Here is a 21,638-nt window from a genome sequence, read left to right as displayed (position 1 = left end):
GGACCGATAGACAGCGTGGCGGCCGGCGATGACTGCCTGCGTCACTGGAGATGGGGAGACGGAATGGGGAAGTTCCTGGGACCGGGCCTGGGTAGCGTGGTCGTCGGTGCCGTACTCGGCGCCGTGGCGGTCTTCGGCGTAACGGCCGCTGTGCAGGAGAATTCGCGCCCTCAGATCGATCGCAGTGGCAACGCCGATTCGTCCCTCCTGAACCAGGTTGAGTACGGCAGCCGCTGACGGCGCCGGCAACGCTTCGAGTTCACGCACGTACCGAGGCGAGACGGAGCTCCCGTCCGCCGAACCGCTGTCCCGCCGGTGGCTGTACGCAGTCACCGCGGTGGCGGTGGTCCTGTCCTTCGCCCAGGTTCCGGGCCTGGTCGTCGCCGACACCAAGTACGACCTGACGCAGAACCCGATCGGATTCCTCACGCGCGCCGCTCACCAGTGGAGCAGTGTGGCGCCGCTCGGGCAGGTGCAGAACCAGGCGTACGGCTACTTCTTCCCGCACGGCTCGTTCTTCGCCGCGGGTCAACTGCTGCACATCCCCCCGTGGATCACCCAGCGGGTGTGGTGGGTGCTGCTGCTCGTCGCCGGATTCTGGGGCCTCGTCCGCCTCGCCGAAGCCCTCGGTATCGGGAGCCGTAGCTCCCGTCTGATCGCGGCGACGGTGTTCGTGCTGTCCCCGCGCGTCCTCACGACGCTCGGTTCCATCTCGTCGGAAGCACATCCGATGATGTTGGCGCCGTGGGTGCTGCTGCCGCTGGTGCGGTATCTGAACACGCAGAATCCGGGCTCGGCCCGCCGGCTCGCCGCGCAGTCCGCCGTGGCGGTGGCGCTCATGGGCGCGATCAACGCGGTCGCGACCGCCGCGGCCTGTCTCGTCGCGGCGCTGTGGTGGGCCGCGCACCGTCCGAACCGGCGCTGGTGGCGCTTCACCCTGTGGTGGCTGCCGCTGTGCGTCGTCGCGGTGACCTGGTGGATGGTGCCGCTGCTGCTGCTCGGTCGCGTCAGTCCGCCCTTCCTCGACTTCATCGAATCGTCCGGTGTCACCACCGAATGGACGTCGCTCGCCGAGGTGCTGCGCGGCACCAGCAGCTGGACGCCCTTCGTCTCCCCCGAACGCATCGCCGGCGCCGTGCTCGTCACGCAGCCGGCCGCGGTCCTCGTCACCGGCGCCCTGGCCGCGGCCGGTCTCGCCGGTCTCGCGATGCGGTCGATGCCCGCGCGCGGTCGTTTCACCCTGATCCTCGTGGTGGGTCTCGTCGGCATGGGCGTCGGTTACGTCGGCCAGCTCGACTCGCCGTTCGCCGAGCAGGTCCGGTTGTTCCTCGACACCGCCGGTGCGCCGCTGCGCAACGTCCACAAGCTCGAACCGCTCGTGCGACTGCCGATCGTGCTCGGGATCGCGCACCTACTGCGCGCCGTTCCTCTGCCCGGATCGGTGCCGTGGACGCGTGCCCGGAACGCCTTCGCGCATCCCGAACGCAATCCGATGGTCGCGGTGACGACGCTGATCCTCGTCGCGATGACGCTCGCGACCTCACTCGCGTGGACCGGGCGGCTCGCTCCGCGCGGCGCTTACGACGAGGTCCCCGAGCACTGGCACGCCACGGCGGCCTGGCTCGAGGACAACACGAGCGAGCGCGGTGAACGCGCCCTCATCGTTCCCGGCGCGCCGTTCGGCAGCCAGATGTGGGGGCTCACCCGCGACGAACCGCTTCAGGCACTCGCGTCGACGCCGTGGGCCGTGCGCGACGCCGTCCCGCTCGTGCCGCCCGGCGCCATCCGTGCCCTCGACGCCGTGCAACGCGACATCGCCGACGGCCGCCCGTCCGACGGTCTCGCCGCGACCCTGCGTGGTCAGGGCATCGGCTTCCTGGTGGTGCGCAACGACCTCGATCCCGACACCTCTCCCGCCGCGCGACCGGCACTCGTGCACCGCGCCCTCGACGGTTCGCCGGGCATCGAGCGGGTCGCCGAGTTCGGTGGCGACATCGTGTTCGACAACCCCGACGACTTCGTCACCGACGCCGACCTGCGACCGGTCTACCCGGCTGTGGAGATCTACCGCGTCGCCGAACCGGCCGCGGCGCCCGTCGGTCCCTACGTCGTGGACGTCGCCGACGTGCCGGTCGTGCAGGGCGGCCCCGAAGCGCTGCTGCGCCGCAACACCGCGCAGCCCGAGTTCGTCGGTCCCACACTCCTCGCGGCCGACGCGGCCCGCGCGGGTCTGCCCGTCGACGAGGTGACGGTCACCGACACCCCGACGGACCGCGAGACGGACTACGGGCAGGTCGACCATCATTCGTCGACGATCCGGACCGCCGACGACCCGCGCCGCACCCACAACGCCGTCCCCGACTATCCGGTGCCCGACACCGAACTCGTGCGGGCCGAATGGGAAGGCGCCCGCATCAGCGTGTCGAGCGCGGCGTCGGATGCCACCCAGCTCGGCGGCACGTCGGTGGCGAGCAGCCCGGCCGCGGTGGTCGACGGCGACCCCACGACCGGCTGGCACAGCAACGGTCTCGAAGCGGCGATCGGCCAGTGGCTGCAGCTCGACCTCGACCGGCCGATCGAAGCGGGTCTGCTGCACCTGACGACGAGCTCCGGAGCTCTCGGCGATCCCGTCAAGTGGCTCGAGGTGTCCACCGACCGGGGCAGCACGGCGGTGCGCGTCGACGAACCGGGACGCGAACAGACGGTCGCGCTGCCGCTGGGCACCACCTCGTGGATCCGCATCACGTCCGTGCACACCGAACGCGGCACGGTCGGCAACCAGTTCGGTCTCACCGAGGTGGTCGTCGAGGACTTCACCGACCGGAACGAACCACGCCCGATCGACATCCGTCGCCGCATCGTGGTGCCGGGCCCGGCCGAGGACGCCGCGGTACGCGGATGGCAGCTCGGCCAGGAATTCCCCGGCCGCGGCAGCTGCGTCGACACCGACGACCGTGTCCGTTGCGCGCGGGGACTCGCCACCTCCGCCGAGGAACCCGGCATGTTCACCCGCACCCTGGACGTGCCGCAGGAGACCTGGGTCCGCCCGGAACTGCTCCTGCGCGCGCGCCCCGGGCCGGCGCTCGAGGACCTCGTGGACCGCTCGGATCGGGTCGTCGCGCGCGGTGACGCCGACGTCGTCGACCTGCAGGGCTCGGCGTTCGCCCTCACCGACGGCGACCCGCGGACGTCGTGGACCGCGGAGGAGAGCTCGCTCGAAGCGGGTGCGCCGCGGCCGTCGCTCACGCTGGAGCTTCCCGAGGAACAACGCGTCACGGGATTGGAGATCAGGACGGCGCTGGGAGCGCTGCCGGTCGCGCCGTCGCGGGTCGCGGTGAATCTCGGCAACGGACCGCAGGTGCGCGAACTCGACGGTGACGACACGCTCGTCGACCTGACCCCGCACGTCACGGACCGGGTCGAACTCACCGTGGTGCGCTGGCGCGACACCCTCGATCGCACCGTGCTGGGTTTCTCGAAACTCACCCCGCCCGGGCTCGCCGAGGTGTCGGTGCTCGGCGACGACGGGCCGATCGGGGCACAGGGATCCGTCTACGACGAGACGGTGACCGTCGACTGCGAGCGCGGACCCGTCGTGGAGATCGACGGACGCAGCTACCGCACGTCGCTCACCGCGCGGGTCGCCGATCTCGCGGCGGGCGTGGAGGTTCCCGCGACACTGTGCGACACCGACGTCGTCGGCATGAACCCGGGCCGGGTCGACATCGACGTCGATCCCGGTGCGGCCTTCGCCGTCTCGGGCCTTCGGCTCGACGTCCCCGGTCTCGACGCGCCCGTCGCGGAGCCGACGGGACTCGACAAGGGCCGCTGGACGGAGAACCTGCGCGAGGTGACGGTTCCGGCGGGCGACGAGGACCGGCTCGTGGTGGTGCCCGAGAGCACCAACGTCGGCTGGGTGGCGCGCACCCCGGACGGTGCCGTGGCGACGCCGGTCGTCGTGGACGGCTGGCAGCAGGGCTGGATCGTGCCGGCCGGGCCGGAGCAGACGCTGACACTCGAGTTCGCGACCGACCGCTGGTACCGGCTCGGGATCTTCGGCGGGTTGCTGTTGCTCGTCCCGTTGTTCGCGGCGGCCGTGTGGCCGCGGCGGCGCGTCGAGGATCCGGGTCCGATGCCGCGCACCTGGGGTTCGTCGGTTCTCGCGCTGGCCGGTGTGCTGGTCGCCGCGACGCTCCTCGCGGGATGGGCCGGTGCCGCCGTCGCGGTCGCCGGCGCGGTGGGGATCGGTGCGCTCGCGGTGCGCCGCGGCCCCGTCCTGGCGTCGCGTGTGCTCGTAGGCACCGCGGGTGGCGCGACGATGCTGGCGATGGCGCTGCTGTCCACCGGGCCGTGGCGATCACCCGACGGATATGTCGGGCACTCGTTCCTGATTCAGTTCGCGGCGCTCGTCGGCGTGGTCGCGGTGGGCCTGGCGGCGGTACCGCGCCGGGACTTGTCCCAGCGGTGGAAGGCGGCCCGCGCCGGCTCCTCGACGAGGGCGTAGCTGACGGACGCGACGGCCAGACTCAGCACGACCGTCACCGTCAGGACGAACCAGAAGTGCCCCGCAAAAGCCGGGATCCCGAAGACGGGGAAGACGATCGACAGCACCGCGAGATGCCAGATGAACACGCCGTACGACCAGCGTCCGACGGCCAGTGCGGCCGGGCTCGCCAGGACGCGGTGCTGCCGGCGCGGTGCGAGGGTCAGCGGGGCGAGCAGGGCGAAGCTCATGATCGCGCCCAGGGCGATCTTGGCGAGATATTCGGTGGGTACGAGATCGGTGAGCGTCTCCGGTCCGGCCAGCGGGGTGGTGGCGGCAGCGAAGGCGGCGACGGCGATCGCTCCCATCACCGTGCGCCGCGCCGCGAACCGGTGCATCCACGTCTCGGGGCCGGTGACGAGTTCGGCGAGGATCATTCCCGCCGCGAACCAGGGCAGGTAGCCTGGCAGCCAGTTGGTGTGGTTGATGTGGTCGGGGGTGCCGACCGGAAGCCACGCCCACAGCAGCGACAGTGCGCTCACGGCGAGCAGCAGCGGGACGCGGTAGCGGGCGGCGTCCCCGCGCAGCCCGCTCACCGCCAGCGCCAGCAGCGGCAGCACGAGATAGAAGGCCACCTCCACCGACAGACTCCACATCTGGGTGAGGCCCTCGGTGAGGGTCAGTGGGACGAACACTTGCACGAACGCGAGATTCGACCACCACACCGTCGCGCCGCCGCCCGCGCCGGGCAGCAACCACAGCACCAGGATCACGACGGTCCAGTAGGCGGGGAGGATGCGGGTCGCGCGGGAGAGGAAGTAGCGGGTCGTCGAGGGGGACGGCCCGAGCGCGCGGGCCGCGGCGGCGTGCGGACGCCACAGCAGGAAACCGGACAGGGCGAAGAACAGGGCGACGGCGAGGTCGAACCGCGCCCACACCCGGCCGATCAGTGAGTCGTGCACTGCGCCGGTCTGGAACGCGACGTGGGTGATCAACACGCCCACTGCGGCGAAACCGCGCATTCCTTCGAGTGCCGGAAGGAATCCGCTCATGCTGCGGTTCCGGTCGGTGGTGGTGGTCATCGGGCACCAGTGTGCCGTGTCGCGGGAGCGGTGGACAGAGCAGGATCACCCGGAACGGGACGATCCCGGCAGCGACGAAGATCGACTACCGATCCGTCCCAGCGGTGAGCGGGCGCGCATATTGCCATACCGGACTGTTAGTGTCTGAGCTCACGTGGTGTTCGCGGGCCGGATGCCAGGCGATCCGTGCAGCCCTGCTGCTGCCGGTGGGGGTACTCGATGACGACCGTTGAGTGAGGAGAAAGCATGGCTGAGCGTTCGAGCTCCGGCCGGATACTGGCAATGATTCTGGTGGGCCTGGGGGCCTTCCTCCTGGTGATCGCGATTCTCGTGCCGACGTACACGCTCGGGAAGCTGAGGACGACACCGCTCGATCTCGAGGTGACCACGGTCGCCGAGGGCACGGGCGACATCCTCAACTCCCGTCAGCTGCTCGCCGGCAACGCGCAGGTCGACCGCGACGTGCCGATCGTCGCGCAGCGCTTCGTCACCGTCGAGGATCCCTCGGACGCCGAGGTCATGACGCTGCAGGCCGGCCAGACCGTGCGACGACTCGACATGCAGGGCGACACGGGTCTCGTCTCGGCCATCGTCGACCGCGTCACGATCGACCGGAAGACCTCCATGCCCGTCTCGGCGGAGGAGTTCCCGGATCGCGTGAGCACGGTCCAGGTGAGCGCCGACCAGCCGCCGGTGGAGATCGACAACCGCGAGGGACTGCAGTACAAGTTCCCGTTCGACGTCCAGCAGGAGTCGTACCCGTACTACGACATCAACGCTCGCGAGAACTTCCCCATCGACTTCGTCGGTGAGGAGGAGATCAACGGCATGAAGGTCTACCACTTCAGCCAGGAGATCGGCCCCATCGACCTGTCCAAGGCCGACCGCGAGGTCCCGACCTACAAGCTCAGCCTGCCCGCCTCCACCTGGGGTGTCGGTGAGGGCGACGAGCCGATCACGATGACCCGCTGGTACAACAACACCCGCGATCTGTGGGTCGACCCGGTCACCGGCGTCGTCGTCAAGGGCCAGGAGCAGCAGGACCAGTACTACGCCCGCGAGGCCGACAAGCCCGAGGTGACCGTTCTGAACGTGACGCTCCCGTTCAACGAGGAGACGATCGAGTACCAGATCGAGCAGGCCAAGGACGGCCAGGACACCATCTCGCTGTTCGGCCGCACCCTGCCGATCATCCTCGGCATCCTCGGCGTCATCCTGCTGATCGTCGGTTTCCTGCTCGGCCTCCGCGGCGGCGGCAACCGTCGCCCGGCCACCGCGACCGGCGGTCCCGCCCCGGCAGGTCCGGCCACGACCACGGTCGGCCCGGCGCATTCGGCCGGCGCGCAGCGCGATCACACCGAGGACCGCACCGAGGTCATCCCGCGCCAGACCGATCCGAACGCGCAGCAGCGCGACTGGACGACGGATCAGACGCAGGAGATCCCGCGCACCGATCTGCGCAAGCCTCCGACGCAGGAGTGATCGTCCGGTAGACGAATCGAGCCGCCCCTCACCGCTCCCGGTGGGGGGCGGTGTCGTTCGTGGGTGACTCGTCGGCGGACGGGGTCGCCGCGTCATCCGTGGACGACCGGGTCGCTGCAGCACCGCGCAGAGCGAGCACCGCGACCACCGCGGCCGTCGCGGCGGCCACACCGACAGCGACGGCGATGAACTGCCGCAGGGTCGACGCCACCGTGAACATCAGCACCGCCTCGAGGGCGAGGCCCACCCACGCGACGAGCGCGAGATGGGTACGTTCCCCGGCGATCGCCGACAGCAGCGCGCCCTGCAGGACGGCCAGACATGCGCCCTGCAGCGCGAACAGCCACAGCAGCGACTGCACCGGCCTGTAGGCGTCGCCGACCAGCATCGGGACGATCGGTGCGCAGATCGCCGCGCCGGCGACGAGCACCGCGCCGATCGCGACGAGGACGGTGAGCGCCGACCGCACCGCGGCCGCCGACTGGGCGGGATTCGCCATCCGCGGATAGAGCACCACACCGACCGCCTGCGGCAACCAGAAGGCGACCTTCGTCGCCACCGCCCCCAGCGCGTACAGCCCGGCGGAATCGGGATCGAGCAGCATACGGGCGAGCAGCAGGTCGAGCGACGTGAGGGCGATGAGGGCCAGCTGCACCTGGGAGGCACGCAGCACCGCCCCGGCGGTCGGGACCGGTTCCGTCCGTCCACCCGACGTCCGGCCCACGAGCACACTCGCGGCCAGCGCGACCGCACCCGTGCCGAGCGCCCCGGCGAACAGCGCGGCACCGGGGCCGCCTCCGACGGCGAGCACCGCCACGGCCGGCACCACCTTCGCGACGCCCGCGGCGGCCAGGACGACGCTGAGCGCTGCGAACCTGCCCCGGCCCTGCAGCAGGCCCTGTTCGGCGGCGAGGAGGACGAGCAGCGGCGCGGTGACGAGCGACCCGAACGCGCCCCCGACACTCGTGTCGAGCGCCCACGCCACGACGGGCACGAGGAGCATCGCGACGACGATGGCGAGCACGGCACAGCGGTAACCGAGACGACGCAGCGCCGCGGCGCCGGTGCCGTGCACGGCCTCCCGGGCGACGACCGTCTGCAACGCCAGCGCCGGCACGGCGAGGACGAGCTGCGCGGCGAGGAGGCTCGCGAACTCGCCGTATCCGGCGGGCCCGAGCCAGCGTCCCGCCGGCAGGTGCAACAGATAGGACGCGAGGTTCGCGGTCATCGCGCCGACCGTCACCAGTGTCATGCCGGCGACGGCGGTTCCCGTCGTCGAACCACGAGTGGTCTCGGTGCCCGTCGTCGAACCACGAGTGGTCTCGGTGCCCGTCGTCGAACCACGAGTGGTCTCGGTGCCCTCCGACGCGGGTCGGGGTGTTCGCGGCATCCGCTCATCCTCCCATCCGGAACGACACCGTATTCTGCCGCCATGTCCCGCCCGGAGTCGTCCCGCATGTCCACGACGGCGGCTCTCCCGGCGGTCTGGTCCCTCGTCCTGACGGTCGCGGTGCTCGGTCCGTTCCTCGTCTCCCCCGGCTACCTGCTCTTCCGCGACGCGGTGAGCACTCCCCGATCGTTCCTCACCGATTCCGCCCTCGGTCTGTCCGACGCCGCCGCCCGCGCGGTGCCGCAGGACGCCCTCCTGGCGTGGGTGAGCACCGTCGTCGACGGTGGTGTCGCGGTCACGGCGCTGCTCGTCGCGTCGTTGTGGGCGGCGGGATGGGGTGCGGCACGGCTGGTCGCGGTGGTGCTGCCGACGAGCGGAACCGGCGCCCGGCTCGTCGCGGCGACGGTCGCGATCTGGAATCCCTATGTCGCCGAGCGGCTGCTGCAGGGCCACTGGAGTCTGCTCGCCGGGTACGCCGCGCTGTCGTGGACGATCTGTGCGGCCGTCGCGATCCGGCGACGGAGACGCGGCGGCTGGGCGTCGCTGGCGGTCTGCCTGGCCGCTGTGGGGCTGACCCCGACCGGTGCCCTGCTGGCGATCGTGACGGCCTGCGCCGTCCTCGTCGCCCCCGGTGGGCGGACGCGGGTGCTGCCGCGCGTGGGCGGCGCACTCGCGCTGGGTGTCGCGGTGTCGTTGCCGTGGCTGATCGCGACGGCGCTCGCCGGTGGCGGCACCGAAGCGGACCCGGCCGGTGTGCGCGCCTTCGCTGCCCGGGCCGAATCACTGCTCGGCACGATCGGTTCGGTGGCAGGGCTCGGCGGGATCTGGAACGCCGAATCCGTCCCCACCTCGCGCACTACCGCATGGGCGCTGATGGGCACCCTGCTGCTGCTCACGGTGGTGGCGTGCGGGGTGCCGGCGCTGTGGCGGCGACGCAGGAACCCCGTGATCGTCGCGGTCGTGGTGCCTGCCGTCCTTGCGGTGCTCGTCATCGCCCTCGCCGCGACCGGCCCGGGACTCGCCGTCGGCGAATGGGCGATGGTGAACGTGCCCGGCGCGGGACTGCTGCGCGACACCCAGAAGTGGGTCGCGTGGGCGATGCCCGCCTACGCGCTCGCCGCGGCGGCCGGCACGACCGTCCTCGCCCGGCGCTTCGTGGCGCCCGAACCGGTGTGGGCGGCGGCCGCGATCGCCGCCGTGCTGGTCGCGCTGCCCGACCTGGTGTGGGGTGTGGGCGGGCAACTGCAGCCCGTGCGCTATCCGTTGGGCTGGGAGAAGGTGTCGCAGATCGTCACGGCCGACGACGGCGACGTGGCGGTGCTGCCCGCGGGCATGTTCCGGGTCTTCGACTTCTCCGGGCCCGTACCGGTGCTCGATCCGTCCCCGCGCATGCTGCGCGCCGACGTCCTGCAGACCGGAACCCTGATCGTCGCCGAGGGCAGTGTCGCCGGGGAGAGTCGTCGCGCGGAGGACGTCGAAGCCCTGCTGCTGTCCGGCGCGGATCCGAGTGCGCTCGCCGCCCGCGGGGTGGGCTGGGTGCTCGTCGAGCACGGCACGCCGGGCGAACTCGGTGACGCGCAGAGCACGCTCGGAGCCCTCGAGACCGCTTATCAGGACGAGGATCTGAGCCTGTACCGGGTGGAGGGAGTCACCTCGACCCCGTCACCCCATCGCGCCCCGGCGATCGGGGCGCACGTCGTGTGGCTACTGGTACTGGCCGGCGGCGCTGGCTGCGCGCTCGGGCAGCGGGTCGGCGAGCGTCGACGGCTCGTCGGCGCGCGGGAACAGTCCTGAGACGGTGTGCCCGAAGGTCGTGACGGACAGGACCTCGTGCACGCCCTCCCCCGTGGCCTCCCACGAGAACTCGCCCGCGCGGATGCGGGCCTTGTTGCCGAGCTGACGACGACGGTCGGCGTCGGCGATCAGATCGGCGACGGCGGCGGTCAGTTCGGCGGGCGAGTCCACGAGCACACCGGTCACGCCGTCGATGATCGAGTCGGTCAGTCCCTTGGAGCTGCGGTAACCGATGGTGGGCACACCGTGCTGGGCGGCCTCGACCACCGCCAGTCCCCACCCCTCCTTGCGCGAGGGCATCACGTGAACCCAGGCGCGGGAGAGCAATTCGTGCTTGCGCTGCTCGTCGACATGGCCGTGGAAGGTGACGGCGTCGCCGATGCCGAGTTCGGCGGCCGCATCGCGGAGGTTCTGCTCCCACCACCCGCCGCCGATGACGTCGAGATGCAGACCCGGGACGGTGCCGCGCAGCGCCGCGACCGCGGCGAGGGCGTCCTCGATCTGCTTGTGCGGCACCAGCCTCGAGAGCACGCACACGCTCGGGTGGGCCGTGCGCGTGTCGTCGCTGCCCACCGCGACACCGGCGGGAACGGCGTCGACACCGTTGCGGACCACCGCGATCCGCTGCCGGTCGACCCCGAGAGCGCGCAGCTCGTCGGCGGACGGAAGGGAGACGGTGAGGTACTGGTTGCGGCGGTGCACGCGCGGCGAGAGCGACGACTCGATCCACCAGCCGAGCTTGGCCATCAGCCTGCCCGCGACCGGCCACTGTTCACGGTGGCAGTGGTGCACGAGCACCGTGACGGGCGCACCGGCGACGAGCCGGGCGAAGAACGGAATGCCGTTCTGGGTGTCGATGACGGTGTCGGGACGGATACCGGCGAGGGGGCCGACACCGAATCTGCCTGCGAGGATCGCGGCGAGCGCGCGCGGATAGACGGTGAGCCGTCCCCCGCCGCGGCTGACGGTGATGCCGTCGATCCGGTCTCGCTTGGCGGCTCCGGGATAGGAGGCAGTCCGCAGGACGACGCGGACGCCGCGCGCCGCGAGCTGCGCCCCGACCTGTTCGAGATACCGCTCGCTGCCACCACCCTGCGGATGCCCGCTATCGCGCCAGCAGAGCAGCAGAACCTCCCGCACGCGGTGACCCCCCTGTATGTCGACTCGACCACCCGGCCGGGCAGATGTGACTCGGACGATGACAGGGACACAGTAGCGGGTGCCGGTCGGCAACAGGTGAGGGACGAGTGTGAGGCCCGCACTAAGGTGACTGGACGTGCCATCGACGACCCGACCCCGCACCGACGTGACCCGGCTGTTCGCCCGCCGCGCCACACTGCGCCGCTCCGTGGGGTTGCTCGGCAGCTTCCGGTTCGAGCAGACGGCACCCGAGAAGTTCTACGGCGGTCTCGCGCGCGACACCGTCGACCTCATCGGCGATCTCTACACGGGTCTGACCGGCGCCGATCTGACGGGCACCACGGTCGTCGACGTCGGCGGCGGACCGGGCTACTTCGCCGACGCGTTCACCGAGGTGGGTTCGCGCTACGTGCCGATCGAGCCCGACCCGTCGGAGATGCACGCCGCCGGCCTGCAGGTGGGCGGCGCGATCCGCGGCTCGGGCCTGGCACTGCCGCTGCGCACCGGATCGGTGGACGTGTGCTTCTCGTCGAACGTCGCCGAACACGTCCCGACGCCGTGGATGATGGCCGACGAGATGCTGCGCGTCACGCGTCCCGGCGGACTGATGGTGTTGTCGTACACCCTGTGGTGGGGGCCGTTCGGAGGGCACGAGACCGGTCCGTGGCACGCCTTCGGCGGCGAGTACGCGGCCCGGCGTTACGCCCGCAAACACGGCAGGGAGCCGAAGAACCGGTACGGGGTGTCGCTGTTCGACGTCGGCGCGAGCGACGGTCTGCGCTGGGCGCGTTCGACACCCGACGGTGAACTGCTCGCGGCGTTCCCCCGCTACCACCCGAGTTGGGCGTGGTGGCTCGTGGACGTGCCCGGCGTCCGGGAGTTCCTCGTCAGCAACCTGGTCCTGGTCCTGCGGCGACGCTGATTCGTCGCTTAGTGTCGTCGCCATGACCGCATTGGCCCTGGACGTCGGTGGCACCAAGCTCGCCGCGGCCGTCGCCGCCGACGACGGCACCCCGCTCGAAGCCCGATCCGTGCCGGTCCCCCGGAAGGACGTGTGGGGCGCGTGCGCGGGACTGCTCCGGGAGGTCGCCGAGATCGGTGAGGGACCGGTGACCGCCGTGGGGATCGCCGCGGCAGGACCGGTCGACACGAACGCCGGGACGATCTGCCCGATCAACATCTCCGAGTGGAGTTCCGGCTTCGCACTCGTCGACGCCGTGCGTTCGGTGTTCCCCGACGCCCGCGTCGATCCGGTGATGGACGGCGCGGCCGCGACCCTCGCCGAACAGCGCTTCGGAGCCGGCCGCGATGTCGCCGACCTGCTCGGGGTCGTGCTCGGCACCGGCATCGGCGGCGGTCTCGTGTTCGGCGGCCGGATCGTGCGCGGCCGCACCGGGAACGCCGGCCACATCGGGCACGTCGTCTCGCCTTACGGCACGACGGTGTGCGCGTGCGGCGGCGTCGGCTGCATCGAGACCGTGGCGAGCGGCCCGTCGGCGGTGCGCTGGGCCCGTGCCCACGGCTGGGAAGGCCCCGACGGTGTCGCACTGGCCGCGGACGCCGAGGCCGGGGTCGGCGTCGCCGCGGCGGCACTCGAGCGGGCCGGGACGGCACTGGGCCAGGTCATCGCGTCGGCAGCAGCACTGGCGGATGTGGGACGCGTGGTCGTCGGCGGCGGCTTCGCGCAATCGGGCGGGCACCTGTGGCGACCGATGCTCGCGTCGGCGGCCCGGCACGCCCGCCTGCGGTTCGTGCAGGACCTGCAGATCGTCCCCGCCGAACTCGGCGCACTGGGCACCCTCACCGGCGCATCGATCGTCGCCGCAGGTCACGACTGGATAACCTGACCCGGCACACCGGGCTTTCCGGCCTACCCTGAGGACCACATCGGAGTCCCGGCGGAAACCGGTGAGGGGCCGCCGGGATGCTCTGCGAGCAGATCGGCGGTACCGGATGCGGATTGCTGACATTTTGCGGAACAAGGGTTCGGCGGTGCATACGGTCGAGCCCGACACCACGGTGTGCGAGCTCATCGGCGACTTCGCACGATTCAACATCGGCGCGATGGTGGTGTGCGAGGGCAAGACCGTCGCCGGGATCGTCACCGAACGTGACGTCGTGCGAGCCCTGCACGAACGCGGACCGTCGATCCTAGCCGCCCCGGCACACGAACTGATGTCGCGGACGGTGACGACCTGCCTGCCCACCGATTCGGTCGACAGTCTCGCCGAGACCATGACCGAACAACGGATCCGGCACCTGCCGGTCGTGGTGGACGCTCAGCTGGTCGGGATCGTCAGTATCGGCGACGTGGTCAAGAGCCGCATCGACGAACTACAGACCGAACGCGACCAGCTCGCCTCCTACATCCACGATGGTGGCTAGAACTGATCAGTTCTCGCCGGTCGCGGCGTCGTCGGGAGCGGTGTCGCCGGTGGCACTCTCCTCTGCGGCACTACCCTCGGTGGCGCTCGGGCGATCGAGGATGCTCACGCTCATCCCGTAGGGCAGGAACCGCACCGAGCGTCGCGGGTCGGTGTTGCCCTTGAGCGTGCGCAGCGCGTCGAGTTCGGTGCGATGGACCTGGTCGACGCGGGCCACGCCGTCGTCGTCGGTGGTGTAGACGACCCAGACGCCGTCGCCCTTCTCACCGGTGGTCTCGGGCCGCGGCTGCGTGCGCGTCGGCGCCACCGGCGGTTCGAGGAACGAGAAGATGCGGTCCTTCAGTTCCCGCAGTTCCTCACCGGCTTCCCGCACCACGCGGTCGAGATCTTCGGGATCGAACCCGAACGGATTGTTCTCCGCCATGACATGTCTCCTGACCGTTGGGCACCCTCCAGTGTGGTGACGGTCGCCGATTCGCGCCACCCGACTCCTCCCCCGCCCTACTGTGCAGCCGAGGGAGGAAGGAGACGTCCATGGTGAACGACACGGATCTGCAGCATCTGCGGCGGTGCGTCGAACTCGCGGAGGAGGCGGTCGCGGCAGGTGACGAGCCGTTCGGGTCGGTGCTCGTCGACGCGGACGGCACGGTCCTGGCCGAGGACCGCAACCGCATCGCCGGCGGCGACCGCACCCGGCATCCCGAGTTCGCGCTCGCGCGGTGGGCGGCCGAGCATCTCGAACCCGACCGGCGTGCCACCGCCACCGTCTACACCTCCGGTGAGCACTGCCCGATGTGTGCGGCCGCGCACGGCTGGGTCGGCCTGGGGCGGATCGTCTACGCGGCGTCCTCCGAACAACTGGTCCGGTGGCTCGACGAGATGGGCGTGCCGCCGGCACCGGTCCGTCCGCTGCCGATCCGCGAGGTCGTGCCGGATGCCGTCGCCGACGGGCCCGTTCCCGAGCTCGAGCAGGAGATTCGGCTCCTGCACCGTCGCTGCCACCTCGGGGATTGAGCCTTCCCGTCCCATCCGGTCTGGTCACCCCCTGGTCAATAGTTGTAACGTGTTCTAGTGTTCGAGGTCACACGAACACGGCCGATACACGAGCACAGCCAGGTGAGGAAGCGACATGACCGACTACGACAAGTTGTTCATCGGCGGCCGATGGGTGGCACCGTCGACCGACGAGAGACTCGAGGTGTTCTCCCCCGCCACGGAAGAGCGCGTCGGTTCCGTGCCCGTCGCGGGACCGCAGGACATCGACGCCGCGGTGTCCGCCGCCCGTACGGCCTTCGACGAAGGCCCGTGGTCGCGCACCACCCCGAGCGAGCGCGCCGAGATCCTCGGCAAGGCAGCAAAGCTCATCGAGGAGCGTCGTGCGGAGATCGGCGCCTCGCTCACCGCGGAGATGGGCCAGCCGCCGGCCTCGGTCGAGATGATGCAGCTGACGTCGGGCCTGGCCACACTCAACTACTATGCAGGGCTTGCCGATTCGTTCCCGTGGGCCGAGGAGCGCACCGGCCTGTTCGGTCGCAGCCGCGTCAGCCGCGAACCCGTCGGCGTCGTCGCCGCCGTCATCGCGTGGAACGTGCCGCTGTTCCTGATGATCAACAAACTCGGACCCGCCCTGCTCGCCGGATGCACGGTGGTCCTCAAGCCCGCTCCCGAATCGCCGCTGACGACGAACGTCCTCGCCGAGATCTTCACGGAGGCAGGGCTTCCCGAGGGCGTCCTCTCGCTCGTGCCCGGCGGCGCCGAGACCGGCGAGTACCTGGTCTCGCACCCCGACGTCGACAAGATCACCTTCACCGGTTCGACGGCCGTGGGTCGTCACATCGGTGAGATCGCCGCGCGCGGACTCAAGCGCTGCTCACTCGAACTCGGCGGCAAGTCGGCAGCGATAATCCTCGAGGACGCCGACCTCGACTCGACGATGCCGATGCTGGTGATGTCCGGCCTGATGAACACCGGTCAGGCCTGCGTCGGGCAGACCCGCGTCCTCGCGCCGCGGTCGCGCTACGACGAGGTGATCGAGAAGATGACCGCGACCGCGGCCTTCTTCCCCGTCGGACTGCCCGATACCGAAGGCGCACAACTCGGTCCGCTGATCTCCGCGAAGCAGCGCGATCGCGTCGAGTCCTACATCGCCAAGGGCAAGGAGGAAGGCGCGCGTCTCGTGCTCGGTGGTGGTCGCCCCGAGGGCATCGAGACGGGCTACTTCGTCGAACCGACGATCTTCGCCGACGTCGACAACTCCATGACCATCGCCCGCGAGGAGATCTTCGGGCCCGTCATCTGCGTGATCCCCTACGACAGCGTCGACGAGGCCGTGAAGATCGCCAACGATTCCGACTACGGCCTGGCCGGTTCGGTGTACACCACCGACGTCGAGAAGGGCCTCGAGATCGCCTCGCGCGTGCGCACCGGCACGTACGGAATCAACTGGTACGCATTCGATCCGGGTTCGCCGTTCGGCGGTTACAAGAACTCCGGCATCGGCCGCGAGAACGGTCCCGAGGGCGTCGAGGCGTACTGCGAGACCAAGTCGGTGCTGTACCCGCTCGGTTACGAGGGCTGATCCCGCAAAAAAGGGGAGGATATGTGCGTTCTCGACGGAGAACTCGCACATATCCTCCCCTCTTTCGTATTTCGGGAGGACGCGACCTCAGATGTACATCGCGGGATCGATGTACGTCGTCGGATCCACGAGCGGTTCGTGCTTCTTGCGGGACCGGACGGTCGCGGGGATACCCGTGGCGATCGAATCCGCCGGCACGTCGTGGGTGACCACGGCGTTGGCGCCGATCGCGCTGTCGTCCCCGATCACCACCGGGCCGAGGACCTTCGCCCCCGCCCCGACGGTGACCCGGTTGCCCAGCGTCGGATGACGCTTCTCCTTCGCCAGCGACCGGCCGCCGAGCGTCACGCCGTGGTAGAGCATCACGTCGTCGCCGATCTCGGCCGTCTCACCGATGACCACGCCCATGCCGTGGTCGATGAAGAAGCGCCGGCCGATGGTCGCGCCGGGGTGGATCTCGATGCCGGTGAGGAACCGGGTGAACTGCGCGAGGATCCGCGCAGGTCCCTTCAGGGCGGGCACCTGCCACATCCGGTGCGCGATGCGGTGCGACCAGATCGCGTGCAGCCCCGAATAGACGATGGCGTTCTCCGCGTCGCTGCGCGCGGCCGGATCGTGGCCGCGCGCCGACTGCAGATCCTCCCGGAGAGTGTGCAGGATACCCACGACGGCGATCAGTCCCGGATGTGCTCGAAGAGCGGGGTGGAGATGTAGCGCTCGCCGAAGTCGGGAACGACGACGACGATCAGCTTGCCGACGTTCTCCGGACGCTTCGCGATCTCGAGTGCGGCCCACACGTTGGCGCCGGCCGAGATGCCTCCGAGGATGCCCTCGTCGGTGCCCAGGCGGCGGGCGACCTCGATGGCGTCGTCGAACTTCACGTCGACGATCTCATCGTAGATCTCGCGGTCGAGGACCTCGGGCACGAAGTTCGCGCCGATGCCCTGGATCTTGTGGGGGCCGGGCTCACCGCCGGTGAGGATCGGCGAGTCGGCGGGCTCGACACCGACGATCTTCACGTCGGGCTTGCGGGCCTTGAGGGTGCGGCCGACACCGGTGAGCGTGCCACCCGTGCCGATGCCCGCGACGAAGATGTCGACGGCACCGTCGGTGTCGTTCCAGACCTCTTCACCGGTGGTGCGCTCGTGGATCTCCGGGTTGGCCGGGTTGCCGAACTGGCGGGCCAGGATGGCGTTCTCGGTGTTCGCGACGATCTCCTCGGCCTTCGCGACGGCACCCTTCATGCCCTCGGAGCCGGGGGTGAGGACGATCTCGGCGCCGTAGGCGCGGAGCATCACGCGACGCTCGGTCGACATCGTCTCGGGCATCGTGAGGATGACCTTGTAGCCGCGCGCAGCGCCGACCATGGCGAGCGCGATACCGGTGTTGCCGGAGGTGCCCTCGACGATGGTGCCGCCGGGCTTCAGCTCACCGGACTTCTCGGCGGCGTCGATGATCGCGACACCGATGCGGTCCTTGACGCTGTTGGCCGGGTTGTAGAACTCGAGCTTCGCGGCGACGGTGGCGCCGGCTCCCTCGGTCAGACGGTTGAGCTTGACGATCGGGGTCCGCCCGACCAGCTCGGTGACGTTGTCGTAGATCCTGCTCATGCTCGATCCTCCTCATGGCCACACACGGCGGCTCGGGTCGCGGTCTCGGTCTATTGCACCATTTCGCCGTCATCGGACGACTCGGCGGGCCCATCGATGTACGAACGTATCCGTACGCCGTCGTTATTCCCCGGCGAGTCGGCGTGTCGTCGCCCGGCCCGGCCTCGACGGGTTCGTGCCCGGCGAGATTTCGGACCGGCTCGACCGGGTTTGCCCGGCCACCGAGCACGGGTAGCCGACCGTATGAGTCATCACGATCTTCCCGTCCCCGATTACGACGAACTGGCGCCGGGCACGCTCGCGCCGAGGATCCGCGCACTCGACGAAGCACAGTTGACGGTCCTCATCGAGCACGAGCGGAAGAACCAGAACCGGCCGAACTATCTCGAAGTGCTCACTGCCCGGCGCGACGAACTCGCCTCCGGCGCGGAACCCACCGGTGGAGATCCGACCAACGCCCCACCGGTCGACCACGCGTCGGGTGGTTCGCCGGTCGATCCGTCGCACTCCCCGGACGATCACACCCCGCTACGGCACGGTGTCGCCGAACAGACGCCGAAACGCGGAAAACCCTGACTCCACCGAACACCGAGTACCGGACACCGACCCGAGCATCCGAGCAAGGAGACGACCGTGGTCGACTTCAACAGAGTCGTGCAGAACGCGAGCCGAGTCGTGGAGAACGCGAACAGGGCGATCGACGACGCCGGTCGCTCGGTGGGCGGATTCGTCCGGCGCGCCGTCGACCGGCCCGTCGACGCTCGGAAACCGCAGACGGTGACCGTCGCGGCTCCGCGCGCGCAGGTCATGCAGTTCTGGCGCGATCCCGAGAACCTGAGCAGAGTCTTCGGCGACCACGTCCGGGTGGAGACGGTCGAAGCGAACCGGCTGCGCTGGACCTGGGAGAGCCCCGGCGGGACGACGACCTGGGACACCCGCGTCGACGTCACCTCGGAAGGACTCGCGTTCGTCGGCGAGGACGACGCGGACACCCCGGGTCCGCGCGTAGTGCTCGCGGTGTCCGACGCGCCCCGGGGCGGCACCGAGATGACCCTGCGCGCCGAGGTTCCCGTCCCCGATCTCGTCACCGGCGCCCTGACCTTCACCGCGCTCTACCGTGCGCGGGCTCTCATGCAGACCGGTGAGATCCCCACCCTGCAGGGCAGTCCGAGTGCCCGTGAATCGGAAGGAGACGCGTGATGCAAGCCCTGTGCTGGATGGGCGTGAACGAGTTGTCGGTGGAGACGGTCGACGATCCCGGCCTGGTCAACCCGCACGACGTGATCGTGCGGGTCCGCCTCACCACGACCTGCGGGTCCGATCTGCACTTCCTCGGCGGGTACCTGCCGGGGATGCGGGCGGGCGACGTGATCGGCCACGAGTTCATGGGCGAGATCGTCGACACCGGCCCGGAGGTGACGAACGTGCGGGTCGGCGACCGGGTGGTCGTGCCGTCGTTCATCGGATGCGGGAAGTGCCCGTACTGCGCCGACGGCCTGCACGCGGTGTGCGACACCACCAACCCGAACGCCGCGATGCAGCAACCCGTGCTGGGCTATCCCACCGGCGGAATCTACGGCTACACCCATCCCTTCGGCGGGTACCAGGGTTCGCACGCCGAGTACATCCGCGTGCCCTTCGGCGACGTCAACTGCTTCCAGATCCCCGACGGTGTCGGCGACGAACAGGCCCTGTTCCTGTCGGACGCGGTACCGACGGGCTACATGGGCGCCGACTTCTGCGACATCACCCCGGGCGACACCGTGGCGGTCTGGGGCGCCGGCGCCGTCGGTCTCATGGCCGCGGCAAGCGCGAAGATCATGGGCGCCGACAGGGTGATCGTGATCGACCGTTTCCGAGACCGCCTCGACCGCGCCGCGAAGAAGGTCGGCGCCGAAACCGTGGACTACACCGAGGTCGACAGCGTCTACGAGACGCTCCGCGAGAGCACCGGCGGACGCGGACCGGACGCCTGTATCGACGCCGTGGGCATGGAGGGTCACGGAACCGGCGTCATGCAGGCCTACGACAAGGTCAAGCAGGCGCTGCGGATGGAGAGCGACCGCGCGACCTCCCTGCGCGAGGCGATCCTGTCCTGCGGCAAGGGCGGAGTCGTGTCGGTGCTCGGCATCTACGGTGTCACCGACAAGTTCCCGATGGCGGTGCTGACGAACAAGAGCTTGACCCTGCGGACGGCGCAGCAACACGGCCAGCGGTACATGCCCACCCTGTTCGAACACGTCCTCGAGAGCAGGTTGGACCCGAGTTGGCTCATGACGCACGACCTTCCGCTCACCGACGCGGTACGCGGCTACGAGATGTTCAAGAACAAGGAGGACGACTGCCTGCGCGCGGTCTTCCGCCCCTAGGTCCTCACCGGTCGGATTTCTTCGATACGAGCGCACGGTCGGCGTCCGACACTGGCGCCATGACGAATTCGGTGAACCCCATTCCCGAGGGATACACCTCCCTCACCCCCTTCCTCGTCGTCGACGGTGCCTCCCGCGCGATCGACTTCTACTGCGACGCGTTCGGAGCGACCGTCGTCGACCGGATGGACGGCCCCGACGGGACGGTGATGCACGCAGAGCTCGACTTCGACAACGGCCGACTGCAATTGAGCGATCCCCATCCCGGCATCGGCCTGCACGCGCCGAGCGGAACGAACGACGTCGACCATTCGTACGTGCTGTACTGCGCGGACGCCGACGCCGTGTTCGCGCGGGCCGTCGCCCTCGTTGCACGGGTGTTCGAGGAACCGTCGACCTTCGTCACCGGCGACCGGTTCGCGTCGATCCTCGATCCGTTCGGTCATCGGTGGGCCGTGATGACGCGGGTCGAGAACGTGCCCGCGGAGGAAGCGAAGCGACGGCTCGACGAGTGGGCTGCAACGCAGAACGCGTGACGGTCAGGGCGTCACGGGCGCGGCGGCCCCGACGAAGGTCACCATCTCGTAACCGCCGGGGTTGGTCTGGATCGGGATCTCCTTCCCGTTGTTCGCCACCCACACGTTCCCGGCCTGGTCGATCGTAATGCCGGTGTTGCGCACGAGGCCGTCGAATCCCGTAGCCGGTGACGTTCGGGGAGATCGGTGCGCCCGTGGTGGTTCCGGGGCGGCAGGCCACTGCCCTGCTGCCGCAGAACTGGGAGACGGCCCGGCCGGCGAAGTTCGCGACCCAGATGTTGTCGTTGCCGTCGACGACCACACCCCACGGAACCCGGAGGCCGCCGCCGGTGATGGGGAACGGCGTGAGATTCCCGTCGATCAGCGTGAGGCTGCCCTCGAGAGTGGGGGTCAGTTCGGGATCCGGGCAGGGGATCCCGATGACCCGCGAGTTCGCGACCCACGCGGTTCCCGCGGAATCGACGGCCACCCCGAGGGGTTTCTCGAGACCGGCCCCGCCGATGGCCGGGACGATCGGGGTGCCGGAGGCATCGAGCACGGCGACGGTGTCGCTGCCGTTGCCGGGGACGAACACCCGGCCGTCGGTGCCCTCGGCGAGGGCGAAGGGCTTCGTCACGCCGAGGTCGGTGAGGTTGCGTGCGGCAGCCGGGTTTCCGTCCGGATAGATCGTGACGCTGTCGTTGCCGCACTACGTCACCGGTCAGCGTGGCACAACCGAGATGTCCGCTGTGAACGATTTCCCGGATTTCACCCCGTATCCCCACGGACGGCGTATCCCACAGACGACGAA

The 21,638-nt window shown here is 70.1% G+C and carries 20 protein-coding genes; 13 read left to right on the top strand and 7 right to left on the bottom strand.

Annotated elements, in window-relative coordinates:
- Positions 1 to 63: 63 nt before the first annotated feature.
- Positions 64 to 237, top strand: coding sequence for a DUF2613 domain-containing protein (locus ACLBYD_RS14035; RefSeq protein ID WP_006552672.1), 174 nt, complete (start codon positions 64 to 66; stop codon positions 235 to 237).
- Positions 218 to 4,504: an alpha-(1->3)-arabinofuranosyltransferase domain-containing protein gene (locus tag ACLBYD_RS14030; protein ID WP_447816917.1), complete on the top strand. Its 4,287-nt coding sequence runs from the start codon at positions 218 to 220 to the stop codon at positions 4,502 to 4,504. Before ACLBYD_RS14035 ends, ACLBYD_RS14030 begins: the two co-directional genes overlap by 20 nt.
- On the opposite strand, the gene ACLBYD_RS14025 is transcribed toward ACLBYD_RS14030, so the two are convergent.
- Positions 4,393 to 5,565 carry an acyltransferase family protein gene (locus tag ACLBYD_RS14025; protein WP_447816916.1) on the bottom strand — a complete coding sequence of 391 codons (1,173 nt, stop codon included), beginning with the start codon at positions 5,563 to 5,565 and terminating at the stop codon, positions 4,393 to 4,395. The two genes, ACLBYD_RS14030 and ACLBYD_RS14025, sit on opposite strands and share 112 nt — an antisense overlap.
- Before the next feature lie 246 nt (positions 5,566 to 5,811).
- Between ACLBYD_RS14025 and ACLBYD_RS14020 the strand changes: the two genes are divergently transcribed.
- Positions 5,812 to 7,047 (top strand): DUF3068 domain-containing protein, encoded by a 1,236-nt coding sequence (locus tag ACLBYD_RS14020; protein WP_160328991.1) that lies wholly within the window; start codon positions 5,812 to 5,814, stop codon positions 7,045 to 7,047.
- 28 nt (positions 7,048 to 7,075) lie between these two features.
- Here ACLBYD_RS14020 and ACLBYD_RS14015 read toward each other — a convergent pair whose 3' ends face one another.
- Positions 7,076 to 8,299 (bottom strand): polysaccharide biosynthesis protein, encoded by a 1,224-nt coding sequence (locus ACLBYD_RS14015; RefSeq protein ID WP_447816933.1) that lies wholly within the window; start codon positions 8,297 to 8,299, stop codon positions 7,076 to 7,078.
- 180 nt (positions 8,300 to 8,479) lie between these two features.
- On the opposite strand from ACLBYD_RS14015, the gene ACLBYD_RS14010 reads away from it, so the two are divergent.
- The gene (locus tag ACLBYD_RS14010) at positions 8,480 to 10,231 is read left to right on the top strand and encodes a hypothetical protein (protein ID WP_447816915.1); all 1,752 of its coding nucleotides are present in this window, start codon (positions 8,480 to 8,482) and stop codon (positions 10,229 to 10,231) included.
- Here ACLBYD_RS14010 and ACLBYD_RS14005 read toward each other — a convergent pair.
- Positions 10,142 to 11,371 carry a glycosyltransferase family 4 protein gene (locus ACLBYD_RS14005; protein WP_447816914.1) on the bottom strand — a complete coding sequence of 410 codons (1,230 nt, stop codon included), beginning with the start codon at positions 11,369 to 11,371 and terminating at the stop codon, positions 10,142 to 10,144. The two genes, ACLBYD_RS14010 and ACLBYD_RS14005, sit on opposite strands and share 90 nt — an antisense overlap.
- Positions 11,372 to 11,537: 166 nt before the next feature.
- Between ACLBYD_RS14005 and ACLBYD_RS14000 the strand changes: the two genes are divergently transcribed.
- The 3 genes from ACLBYD_RS14000 (at position 11,538) to ACLBYD_RS13990 (ending at position 13,756) form a co-directional block, all read left to right on the top strand.
- A complete protein-coding gene (locus tag ACLBYD_RS14000; protein ID WP_447816932.1) occupies positions 11,538 to 12,293 on the top strand; it encodes a class I SAM-dependent methyltransferase in 756 nt (251 codons plus the stop codon).
- Positions 12,294 to 12,315: 22 nt separating this feature from the next.
- The gene (locus ACLBYD_RS13995) at positions 12,316 to 13,218 is read left to right on the top strand and encodes an ROK family protein (protein ID WP_447816913.1); all 903 of its coding nucleotides are present in this window, start codon (positions 12,316 to 12,318) and stop codon (positions 13,216 to 13,218) included.
- 106 nt (positions 13,219 to 13,324) lie between these two features.
- A complete protein-coding gene (locus ACLBYD_RS13990; RefSeq protein WP_060650341.1) occupies positions 13,325 to 13,756 on the top strand; it encodes a CBS domain-containing protein in 432 nt (143 codons plus the stop codon).
- A gap of 6 nt (positions 13,757 to 13,762) precedes the next feature.
- On the opposite strand, the gene ACLBYD_RS13985 is transcribed toward ACLBYD_RS13990, so the two are convergent.
- Entirely contained in the window at positions 13,763 to 14,179 is a 417-nt protein-coding gene (locus ACLBYD_RS13985) for a hypothetical protein (protein WP_447816912.1), read from the bottom strand.
- Positions 14,180 to 14,289: 110 nt separating this feature from the next.
- Between ACLBYD_RS13985 and ACLBYD_RS13980 the strand changes: the two genes are divergently transcribed.
- Together ACLBYD_RS13980 and ACLBYD_RS13975 are read left to right on the top strand one after the other, a co-directional pair.
- On the top strand, positions 14,290 to 14,769 hold the full coding sequence (locus ACLBYD_RS13980) for a nucleoside deaminase (protein WP_447816911.1): 480 nt from the start codon (positions 14,290 to 14,292) through the stop codon (positions 14,767 to 14,769).
- Positions 14,770 to 14,884: 115 nt separating this feature from the next.
- A complete protein-coding gene (locus tag ACLBYD_RS13975; RefSeq protein ID WP_447816910.1) occupies positions 14,885 to 16,333 on the top strand; it encodes an aldehyde dehydrogenase in 1,449 nt (482 codons plus the stop codon).
- A gap of 87 nt (positions 16,334 to 16,420) precedes the next feature.
- Here the strand turns inward: ACLBYD_RS13975 and epsC are convergent, their stop codons facing one another.
- Together epsC and cysK are read right to left on the bottom strand one after the other, a co-directional pair.
- Positions 16,421 to 16,999 carry a serine O-acetyltransferase EpsC gene (epsC, locus tag ACLBYD_RS13970; RefSeq protein ID WP_006552687.1) on the bottom strand — a complete coding sequence of 193 codons (579 nt, stop codon included), beginning with the start codon at positions 16,997 to 16,999 and terminating at the stop codon, positions 16,421 to 16,423.
- Positions 17,000 to 17,007: 8 nt separating this feature from the next.
- Positions 17,008 to 17,943, bottom strand: a complete 936-nt coding sequence (gene cysK / locus ACLBYD_RS13965; RefSeq protein ID WP_447816909.1) for a cysteine synthase A — start codon at positions 17,941 to 17,943, stop codon at positions 17,008 to 17,010.
- A gap of 243 nt (positions 17,944 to 18,186) precedes the next feature.
- Here cysK and ACLBYD_RS13960 point away from each other — a divergent pair, with 243 nt between their 5' ends.
- The 4 genes from ACLBYD_RS13960 to ACLBYD_RS13945 are packed head-to-tail and all read left to right on the top strand — an operon-like array spanning position 18,187 to position 20,848.
- On the top strand, positions 18,187 to 18,519 hold the full coding sequence (locus ACLBYD_RS13960) for a hypothetical protein (RefSeq protein ID WP_447816908.1): 333 nt from the start codon (positions 18,187 to 18,189) through the stop codon (positions 18,517 to 18,519).
- A 57-nt stretch (positions 18,520 to 18,576) separates the two neighbouring features.
- A complete protein-coding gene (locus ACLBYD_RS13955; protein ID WP_019290874.1) occupies positions 18,577 to 19,143 on the top strand; it encodes an SRPBCC family protein in 567 nt (188 codons plus the stop codon).
- Positions 19,143 to 20,312 carry a zinc-dependent alcohol dehydrogenase gene (locus tag ACLBYD_RS13950; protein ID WP_447816931.1) on the top strand — a complete coding sequence of 390 codons (1,170 nt, stop codon included), beginning with the start codon at positions 19,143 to 19,145 and terminating at the stop codon, positions 20,310 to 20,312. The genes ACLBYD_RS13955 and ACLBYD_RS13950 overlap by 1 nt, the downstream gene beginning before the upstream one ends.
- A 59-nt stretch (positions 20,313 to 20,371) precedes the next feature.
- Positions 20,372 to 20,848: a VOC family protein gene (locus tag ACLBYD_RS13945; protein WP_447816907.1), complete on the top strand. Its 477-nt coding sequence runs from the start codon at positions 20,372 to 20,374 to the stop codon at positions 20,846 to 20,848.
- A gap of 3 nt (positions 20,849 to 20,851) precedes the next feature.
- Here the strand turns inward: ACLBYD_RS13945 and ACLBYD_RS13940 are convergent, their stop codons facing one another.
- On the bottom strand, positions 20,852 to 20,992 hold the full coding sequence (locus tag ACLBYD_RS13940) for a hypothetical protein (protein ID WP_447816906.1): 141 nt from the start codon (positions 20,990 to 20,992) through the stop codon (positions 20,852 to 20,854).
- Positions 20,993 to 21,638 lie beyond the last annotated feature (646 nt).

The sequence above is a fragment of the Rhodococcus sp. C26F genome, from assembly GCF_053345925.1.
Note: the sequence above shows the minus strand (reverse complement) of the source record. Positions and strands in the feature narration are given on the sequence as shown.

Bases quoted from the DNA above. Each gene is read 5' to 3' on its own strand.
- ACLBYD_RS14035 (WP_006552672.1), top strand. From the start codon at position 64: ATGGGGAAGTTCCTGGGACCGGGCCTGGGTAGCGTGGTCGTCGGTGCC.
- ACLBYD_RS14025 (WP_447816916.1), bottom strand. From the start codon at position 5,565: ATGACCACCACCACCGACCGGAACCGCAGCATGAGCGGATTCCTTCCG.
- ACLBYD_RS14020 (WP_160328991.1), top strand. From the start codon at position 5,812: ATGGCTGAGCGTTCGAGCTCCGGCCGGATACTGGCAATGATTCTGGTG.
- ACLBYD_RS14015 (WP_447816933.1), bottom strand. From the start codon at position 8,299: ATGACACTGGTGACGGTCGGCGCGATGACCGCGAACCTCGCGTCCTAT.
- ACLBYD_RS14010 (WP_447816915.1), top strand. From the start codon at position 8,480: ATGTCCCGCCCGGAGTCGTCCCGCATGTCCACGACGGCGGCTCTCCCG.
- ACLBYD_RS13995 (WP_447816913.1), top strand. From the start codon at position 12,316: ATGACCGCATTGGCCCTGGACGTCGGTGGCACCAAGCTCGCCGCGGCC.
- ACLBYD_RS13990 (WP_060650341.1), top strand. From the start codon at position 13,325: ATGCGGATTGCTGACATTTTGCGGAACAAGGGTTCGGCGGTGCATACG.
- ACLBYD_RS13985 (WP_447816912.1), bottom strand. From the start codon at position 14,179: ATGGCGGAGAACAATCCGTTCGGGTTCGATCCCGAAGATCTCGACCGC.
- ACLBYD_RS13980 (WP_447816911.1), top strand. From the start codon at position 14,290: ATGGTGAACGACACGGATCTGCAGCATCTGCGGCGGTGCGTCGAACTC.
- ACLBYD_RS13975 (WP_447816910.1), top strand. From the start codon at position 14,885: ATGACCGACTACGACAAGTTGTTCATCGGCGGCCGATGGGTGGCACCG.
- cysK (WP_447816909.1), bottom strand. From the start codon at position 17,943: ATGAGCAGGATCTACGACAACGTCACCGAGCTGGTCGGGCGGACCCCG.
- ACLBYD_RS13960 (WP_447816908.1), top strand. From the start codon at position 18,187: ATGAGTCATCACGATCTTCCCGTCCCCGATTACGACGAACTGGCGCCG.
- ACLBYD_RS13950 (WP_447816931.1), top strand. From the start codon at position 19,143: ATGCAAGCCCTGTGCTGGATGGGCGTGAACGAGTTGTCGGTGGAGACG.
- ACLBYD_RS13945 (WP_447816907.1), top strand. From the start codon at position 20,372: ATGACGAATTCGGTGAACCCCATTCCCGAGGGATACACCTCCCTCACC.